Below are 6989 nucleotides of genomic sequence, written 5' to 3' on the forward strand. Positions count from 1 at the left end.
CGACGGCGTCGGCGCGCCGGAGGTCAGCGCCCGAGCACGCGCGCGAGCGCCACCGACATGTCGAGCGACTCGCCGTCCTTGCCCCCGGCCCCGATGACGAGCGGGGGAGCGGACGGCTCCGGGGTCACGCCGCGGAACCGGGCCGCGAGGCTCGACGGCGTGGTCAGGACGTAGAACTTGCCGTCGGTGTCGATCGCGACGGTCTCGTCGCGCCTCAGGTACCACCCGACCAGCGGCGTCCTGTAGCGGGCCCGGCCGTCATAGCTGGTCGCCGCGAGAGGCCCCGGGTTCGGGCCGAACGTCCGCACCCGGCGCAGGAACGCGTCGATCTGCTCCTGCGCCTGGGCGGACTCGGCGCGCTGCCGGTTCGCCAGCAGCTCGCCGTGCGCCTCGGCGGCGGCCCGCCGCTCCTCGCGCCAGCGGGCAGCCTTCTCGTCGGTCACGCCTACCTCGGCCTCTGTGCGTGCCCGTCAGCGGGTCGACGCGGCCGCGTCGTCCGTGGCGGGCTTCTCGCCCTGGGCATCGGCAGCGGGCGGAGCGTCCTTGACGTCGTCGGTCGCGGCGCCCTCGGCCGCCTCGTCCGTCCCTACCCCGTCGACCGGGGCCTCGGCGACGACCGGGATGGCCGCCGACACGGGTGCAGGGCGGGCCTTCGTCGGCCGGGTCGCCGGGCGGGCGGGCTTGCCGGCCGGTGCGACGGGAGCCTGCTCGGCGGCAGCCTCCGGCGCCGGCTTCTGCTCCTGGTCGGCGGTGTCCTGCGACGCGCCCTCGGGGGCCTGCTCCGGCTCGGCCGACGCGGGCTTCGGCGACTTCTGCTCGGCGGTGCGTGCCGGGGACTTCTGCTCCGGCACGGACGCCGCCTTGGGCGCCGACTTCTGCTCCTGCTCGAACGCGGCCTCCGCCCGGCTGGCCCGCTCGAGCGTCGCGCGGTCGGGGTTGTGCCCGAGGAGGTTGCGCAGCTCGTCGAGGTAGGACGTGATCGACTCGCGCTGCCGGTTGAGGTCCTCGACCTGACGCATCGCCGTGGTCCGCTCGCGCTCCGACTCGATCATCGAGTCGGAGATCTGCTTCTCGGCGTGCTCGCGCGCCTCGGCGACGACGCGGTCGGCGTTCCGGCGCGCGTTGGAGAGGAGCTCCTTGGCGTGCTGCTCGGCGTCCGTGCGCACCTTGTCGGCCTGCGCGAGCGCCTTCGCCACGCGCTGCTCGGCCTCGGCGGCGTGCGCCTCGGCGTCGCGCACGAGGCGTTCCGTCTCCGCCCGCGCGGTCTCGTGCCGGTCGGCGTCCTCGCGCTCGGCGGCCTCGCGGCGCGACGCGATGCTCAGCTCGGCGTCCGCGAGCTGCTGCTCTGCGGCGCGGACCAGCTCGTCGGCGTGGGCCTTCGCCGACGAGGTCACCTCGGCGGCCGACCGGCGCGCCTCCGTGATCGCCCGCTCGACCTCGAGCCGTGCACGCTCGCGCAGCTCGGCGGTCTCGCGCTCGGCCGCGGCACGCAGCTCGGTGGTCTCGCGCTCGGTGACCTCCTGCAGCTCGGCCGCCTCGCGCGTCGTGACGTCACGCAGGTGGGACGTCTCCTGGGCGGCGCGCTCGCGCAGCTCGGTGGTCTCGCGCTCCGCCTGCGTGCGCAGGTCGGCGGCGTACCGCTCGGCGTCGCCGCGCAGGGCGAGGACGGTCTGCTCGGCGTCGGCCCGCTGGCTGGCGAGCTCGTCGGCGGTCGTCGCGCGCAGCTCACCGGTCTCGCGGTCGGCCTGAGCGCGGACGAACGCCGCGTACTGCTCGGCCTCGACCCGCAGCGCGGCGACCTCCGACGCGACGCGCTGCTGCAGGGCCGCGGCGTCCCGCTCGGCGGCCGCACGCAGGCCGTCCGCGTACTCCTGGGTGGCCACCCGCAGGGAGGTGACCTCGTCGGCCGCCTGCTGGCGGGCGGCGGCCACCTCGGCCGCGACGTCGCTGCGCTGCTGGGCGACGTACCGGTCGACCTCGACCCGCGCGGCGGCGAGCTCGCCCTCGACGCGCTGGCGCAGCTCCGTGGTGTCCGCGTCGGCGCTCTGGCGCAGGTCCTGCGCGTAGCGCTCGGCCTCCTCGCGCTGCGCGGTCGTCTCGGTCTCGGAGCGGGACCGGAGCTCGCTCGCGGTGCGCTCCGTCGCGATGCGCAGCTGCGTGGCCTCGTGCTCGACGCTCGCCCGCAGCGTGCCCAGCTCGCGCTCGAGCGAGCTGCGGCGCTCGCTCTCCTCGGTCGTGATCGCGCTCTGGATCCGCGCGGCCTCGCGCTCCGCCGAGCCGACGAGCTCCTCCGCGCGCCGCTGCGCGGCCAGGAGGGTGCTCTCGGCCTCGGCCGCGGCCGTCGTCTTGACCTCGTCGGCCTCCCGCCGTGCGGTGGCGACGAGCTCGGCGACCTCGTTCTCCGCGCGGGCACGCAGCTGCCCGGAGGCGAGCTTGGCGCGGGCCAGGGCGTCGGCCGCCTGGGCGTTCGCCTGGGAGACGACGTCCGACGACTGCTCCTCGGCCGACCGCAGCAGCTGCTCGATGCGCGAGCCCAGACCGGAGTACGTGGGCCGCTCCGCCTCGCGCAGCTGGCGGTGCGCCTCGGACAGCTCGCCGGCCACCTGCATGGCCCGTCCGTCGAGAGACTCCACCTGGGCGCGGGCGTCGGCGAGAGCCTTCTCCAGACCAGAGATGCGGGCGTCGACGGCTTCGCGTTCGTAGCCGCGGAAGTTGACGACGGGGAAGGGGGTCCGGGCGTCGGGCACGAGCAGTCCTCCTGGGCACTGTGGCTCCGTGGAGCAGCCTCGGACGAGGCGCTCGTCGACTTCCGGAGCCCGCCGGTCAGGATACGCGCGTTCGCGCGTGTCGCGGGTGGACGCACGCCCAGGTATGCACGTCCGGGACGATCCGTCCATTCGGTCCCGGTTCGGCCGTGCGGAGCGCCTCTGCCTATCCTGGGTTCCCCCGTCCCTGGAGGATCCTGCGTGCTCAAGCGACTGACCACCGCCGCCATCGGCGTTGTCGGACTGGTCGTCATCGGTCTCGGAATCGCGTCCGCGACGGTCTGGCGAGCCGATGACGTGCTCGTCGCGACGACGTCCGGCGGCGCGCACACCCTCGTCACGGACCCCGGTGTCCTGGAGCTCGGCGGCGACCCCGTGACCGTCAAGGTGAGCGTCCCGGACGACGGCACCGTCGTCCTCGCCGTCGGCCGGGACACGGACGTGGCGGGCTGGGTGGGCAGCGACGCGCACGGTCAGGTCACGGGCCTGTCGGGCTGGCACGCGCTGGCGGTCGACGACGTCGCCGCCGCCGAGCCCACCCCGGCGCCCACCGACGCTGCCTCGACGGAGGCCCCACCCGCGGACGCTGCCAGCCCCGCCCCGACCGAGGGCGCCACCGACGCCCCGTCGACCGTGGCGGACCCGACCGGGTCGGACCTGTGGGTCGCGGAGGTCACCGGGACCGGCTCCGCCGAGCTGGTCTGGCCGGCTCAGGAGGGCCGCTGGAGCCTGCTCGCCGTCAGTACGGGAGAGTCCGCTCCCACCCTGGCGCTGGCCTGGCCGCGTGTGGTGACGACTCCGTGGCTGTGGCCGTGCGTCGCGGTCGGGACGCTGCTCGTGCTCGTCTCGGCCTGGCTCCTGCTGCGTGGCATCCGTCGCCGACGTGCGGGGCTCGACGAGCCGCGCTGGCACTCGGTGAGCACGGGAGCGACACCCGTCGTGGTCGTCAGCGAGGACATCGACGCGATCCCCGTGCTCACGCGCCGGCAGCTGCGCGAGGCCGCGCAGTCGCACGCCGCGCGGCCGCGCTCCGGCCCGGTGCCGCAGGTCTCCGCACCCGCACCCGCACCCGCACCTGCTCCCGCTGAGCCGTCGCGCGCCCCGGTGCCGACGGGTGCGTCCGCGACGACCCCGGCAGGTGCGGGAACGAGCCGTCGTGCGCTGCGCCCACCCACGGGTGCGATCCCCGTGACGCGGCCGGGCACCGCACCCGAGAGCGGGCCTCCCGCGCCGGGCTGGGCACCGACCCCGCCGACGCCGGGCCGTGCACCGGGCGCGCCGCCACCGGCACCCGGCCGCCCGAGCGGCGTGCCCGCAGGTCCGACCGGCCTCCCGAGCGGAGCGCCCGCCGGACCGGCCCGTGCTCCTGCTTGGTCGAGCGGAGCGACCGGAGGCTCGAGCAGCGACCCGGGCCGCCCGAGCGGTCGGCCTCCTGCGCCGGCCGGTGCTCCGGGTTGGTCGGGTGCGCCGCCGGCACCCGGCGGCGGCGCCGCGGCAGGCCCCGGCCGTCCCGCGGACCCTGCCCCGACCGGGCCCCACGGTCGGCCGTCGTGGGTGCGTGGCACCGCCGGACCGCCTCCGACCGCAACCCCCGCACCCGCACCCGCGCCCGTCACCGGGGCGGAGCGCAGCGGACCGACCGGCTGGTCGGCCGTGCCGCCGCCCCCGGGTGCCCGGGTGCGGCCCGGCTCACCGTCCGGGCCCGACTCGTCGGCGCACGCAGGTCGCCCCACGTGGGTACGTCCGGCAGCCGCCGAGGCGCCGTCGACGGACGACCCCGCGACCGCCGGTTCCCGGGCGGACGCCTGGCGCCGCGCGTGGGGGCTGCCCCCGACGGAAGGGTCCCCGGACGCCACGCAGAACGACACGGACACGAGAGGGGAGCAGCGATGACGAGCACACTCACGTCCCGTCGGCTCCTCGTCGCCGCGGGCTGCGCGCTGGTGCTCGGGCTCACCGCCTGTGCCACCCCGCTCCCGCAGGCCCAGCCGGAGCCGGTCCCGGCCGTCGCGCCGGCCGCGACGACGGTCGACCAGTCCCAGGACGTCCTCACCGACGTCGGTGAGGTGCTCGCCGCCGCTGACGCGACGCTGGATCCCGCCCTGCTGCCGCCACGGGTGGAGGGGCCGGCGCTCGCGGTGCGGACGGCGGAGTACGCCCGGGCGACGGCGACGGCGGGCGCCAAGCCACCGACCGCGCTCCCGACGGACGAGCAGGTCCTGATCGTCCCGCAGACCGACGTCTGGCCGCGGACCCAGCTGGTCGTCACGAAGCAGCCCGACGACCTGCAGGCACCGCGCATCCTCGTGATGCAGCAGACCAGCCCGCGTGAGCAGTACCGGTTGTGGGGCTGGGGTCGGATGGGGGCGGGCGTGCAGATGCCGGCCACCGCGGCGCCGCAGACCGGCAGCGAGGTGCTCGCGCCCGACGAGGCGGGACTCCTGGTGACGCCCACCGAGGCTCTCCAGCAGTACGCGGACGTGCTGGCGAACGGCACCGCCTCGGCGTACGCGGCGACGTTCCAGCCGGACACGTTCCGCACGAGCATCGAGGCTGCGCGGGCGGCGACCGTCGCGGGGGTCCAGGCGGCCGGCACGGCGACCGAGACCTACACGCCCGAGGCTGCCCCGGTGGTGTCCCTCAGGACCGTCGACGGGGGCGCGATCGTCGTCGGCCAGCTGACCACCGTGTCCACGGTGACGCTCACGGTGGCGGGCGGGACGATCCCGATCTCCGACCCGTTCTACGCCGCGCTCACCGGCAAGCCGAGCGCCGCCAGCAACTTCGTCCGCACGTTCACGGACGTGCTCGTCATGTACGTGCCTCCCGCCGGCAGCGCCGCTCTCGTGCAGCTGCTCGCGGCGGAGCACGCCGTCACCTCGGCGACCGCCGAGTGACCGTCCCACCGACCGACCGACCCTAGACACAGGCCACGAAGGAAGAACGCCGCATGTCGCAGCCCACCGGACCCCGTCCCCGCCTCGACGTGCGAGGAGCGGTCGACCTGTCGACCCTGAACCGTCCCGAGACGCCTGCACCGGGGAGCCCGGGTGGGCTGCCGTCGCCCGGTGCGTACGTGGTGGACGTCGACCAGACGACCTTCCCCGACCTGGTGCAGAGCTCGACCCAGCACCCGGTCGTGGTCGTGCTGTGGTCGCCCCGCAGCGAGGCGAGCGCCACGGTCGCGGCCGACCTGGCCGCGCTCGCCGACGAGGACGCCGGCCGGTGGCTGCTGGCCCGGATCGACGCCGAGGCTAACCCGCAGATCGCCCAGGCGTTCCAGGCCCAGAGCGTGCCGACGGTGGTCGCGGTCCTCGCCGGTCAGCCGCTGCCGCTGTTCCAGGGGGCGTACCCCCGGGACCAGGTGCGAGCAGTACTGGACCAGGTGCTCGCGGCGGCCGAGGCGAACGGCATCACCGGGCGGGCCGCACCGAACGACGCCGGACCGTCGACCGAGCCGGAACCCGAGCCCGAGCTCCCGCCGTTGCACCAGGCGGCGCACGACGCGATCGAGCGGGACGACCTGGAGGCGGCGACGGCCGCGTACGAGCAGGCGCTCAAGGAGAACCCCCGCGACGCGCTCGCGCGTGCCGGCCTCGCGCAGGTGGGACTGCTCGACCGGACCCGTGCGCTCGACCTGCAGGAGGCCCGCGCTGCGGCCGCAGCGGACCCGACGGACGTCGACGCCCAGCTGGCGGTCGCCGACCTGGACATCCTCGGCGGCAAGGTGGAGGACGCGTTCAGCCGGCTCGTCGACGTGCTCCGCACGACGTCCGGACCGGAGCGCGAGCGGGTGCGCGTGCGCCTGGTCGACCTGTTCGAGGTCATCGGCGGGGAGGACCCCCGCGTGATCGCCGCCCGCCGCGCGATGGCGAGCGCCCTGTACTGAGGGACAGCACGTCTGCGCAGGTCGCGGGCCTGATCGGCACGTGACCCGCGTCACCGGTCACGGATTTGCCCTGCGGCCCGGAGCCTGCGTAATCTTCTCGACGTCGCCCGGCAGGGAGGAACGGACACCGCGGATCGAACCGCAGTGGCTGGTCCCCCGGAGCGACATCCTCGGACTCTTCGACCGGCGGCCAGATCGTCGGTCACCTGGAGTGTCCGGACGCGGAACCTCGGTTCCTCCCCAGCTGAATCTCCTCTGACCAGGAGGTTTGACGAGGAAGAGCCGCTCCGCTAAGTTAGAACGGTTGCCTCCGGACAGGTTGAAAGGCCTGGAGG

General features: G+C 75.7%; 5 protein-coding genes. 3 read left to right on the forward strand and 2 right to left on the reverse strand.

Translation table 11 applies throughout. The features are described from left to right. Positions 1-23: 23 nt before the first annotated feature. Both CTE05_RS14555 and CTE05_RS14560 read right to left on the reverse strand, forming a co-directional pair. On the reverse strand, positions 24-443 hold the full coding sequence (locus CTE05_RS14555) for a hypothetical protein (protein WP_146847037.1): 420 nt from the start codon (positions 441-443) through the stop codon (positions 24-26). Positions 444-470: 27 nt separating this feature from the next. After that, positions 471-2747: a coiled-coil domain-containing protein gene (locus CTE05_RS14560; protein WP_146847038.1), complete on the reverse strand. Its 2277-nt coding sequence runs from the start codon at positions 2745-2747 to the stop codon at positions 471-473. Positions 2748-2966: 219 nt separating this feature from the next. Here CTE05_RS14560 and CTE05_RS14565 point away from each other — a divergent pair, with 219 nt between their 5' ends. Genes CTE05_RS14565 through CTE05_RS14575 form a run of 3 tightly spaced genes read left to right on the forward strand, consistent with a single transcriptional unit; the run spans position 2967 to position 6654 of the window. Continuing rightward, a complete protein-coding gene (locus tag CTE05_RS14565) occupies positions 2967-4658 on the forward strand; it encodes a hypothetical protein (protein ID WP_146847039.1) in 1692 nt (563 codons plus the stop codon). Then, complete coding sequence (locus CTE05_RS14570) at positions 4655-5662, forward strand: DUF8094 domain-containing protein (protein WP_146847040.1); 1008 nt, start codon at positions 4655-4657, stop codon at positions 5660-5662. Before CTE05_RS14565 ends, CTE05_RS14570 begins: the two co-directional genes overlap by 4 nt. Before the next feature lie 53 nt (positions 5663-5715). Further along, on the forward strand, positions 5716-6654 hold the full coding sequence (locus CTE05_RS14575) for a tetratricopeptide repeat protein (protein WP_146847041.1): 939 nt from the start codon (positions 5716-5718) through the stop codon (positions 6652-6654). The last annotated feature ends 335 nt before the right edge of the window (positions 6655-6989 follow it).

It is taken from the genome of Cellulomonas terrae (assembly GCF_007990265.1).
Taxonomy (GTDB): Bacteria; Actinomycetota; Actinomycetes; order Actinomycetales; family Cellulomonadaceae; genus Cellulomonas; species Cellulomonas terrae.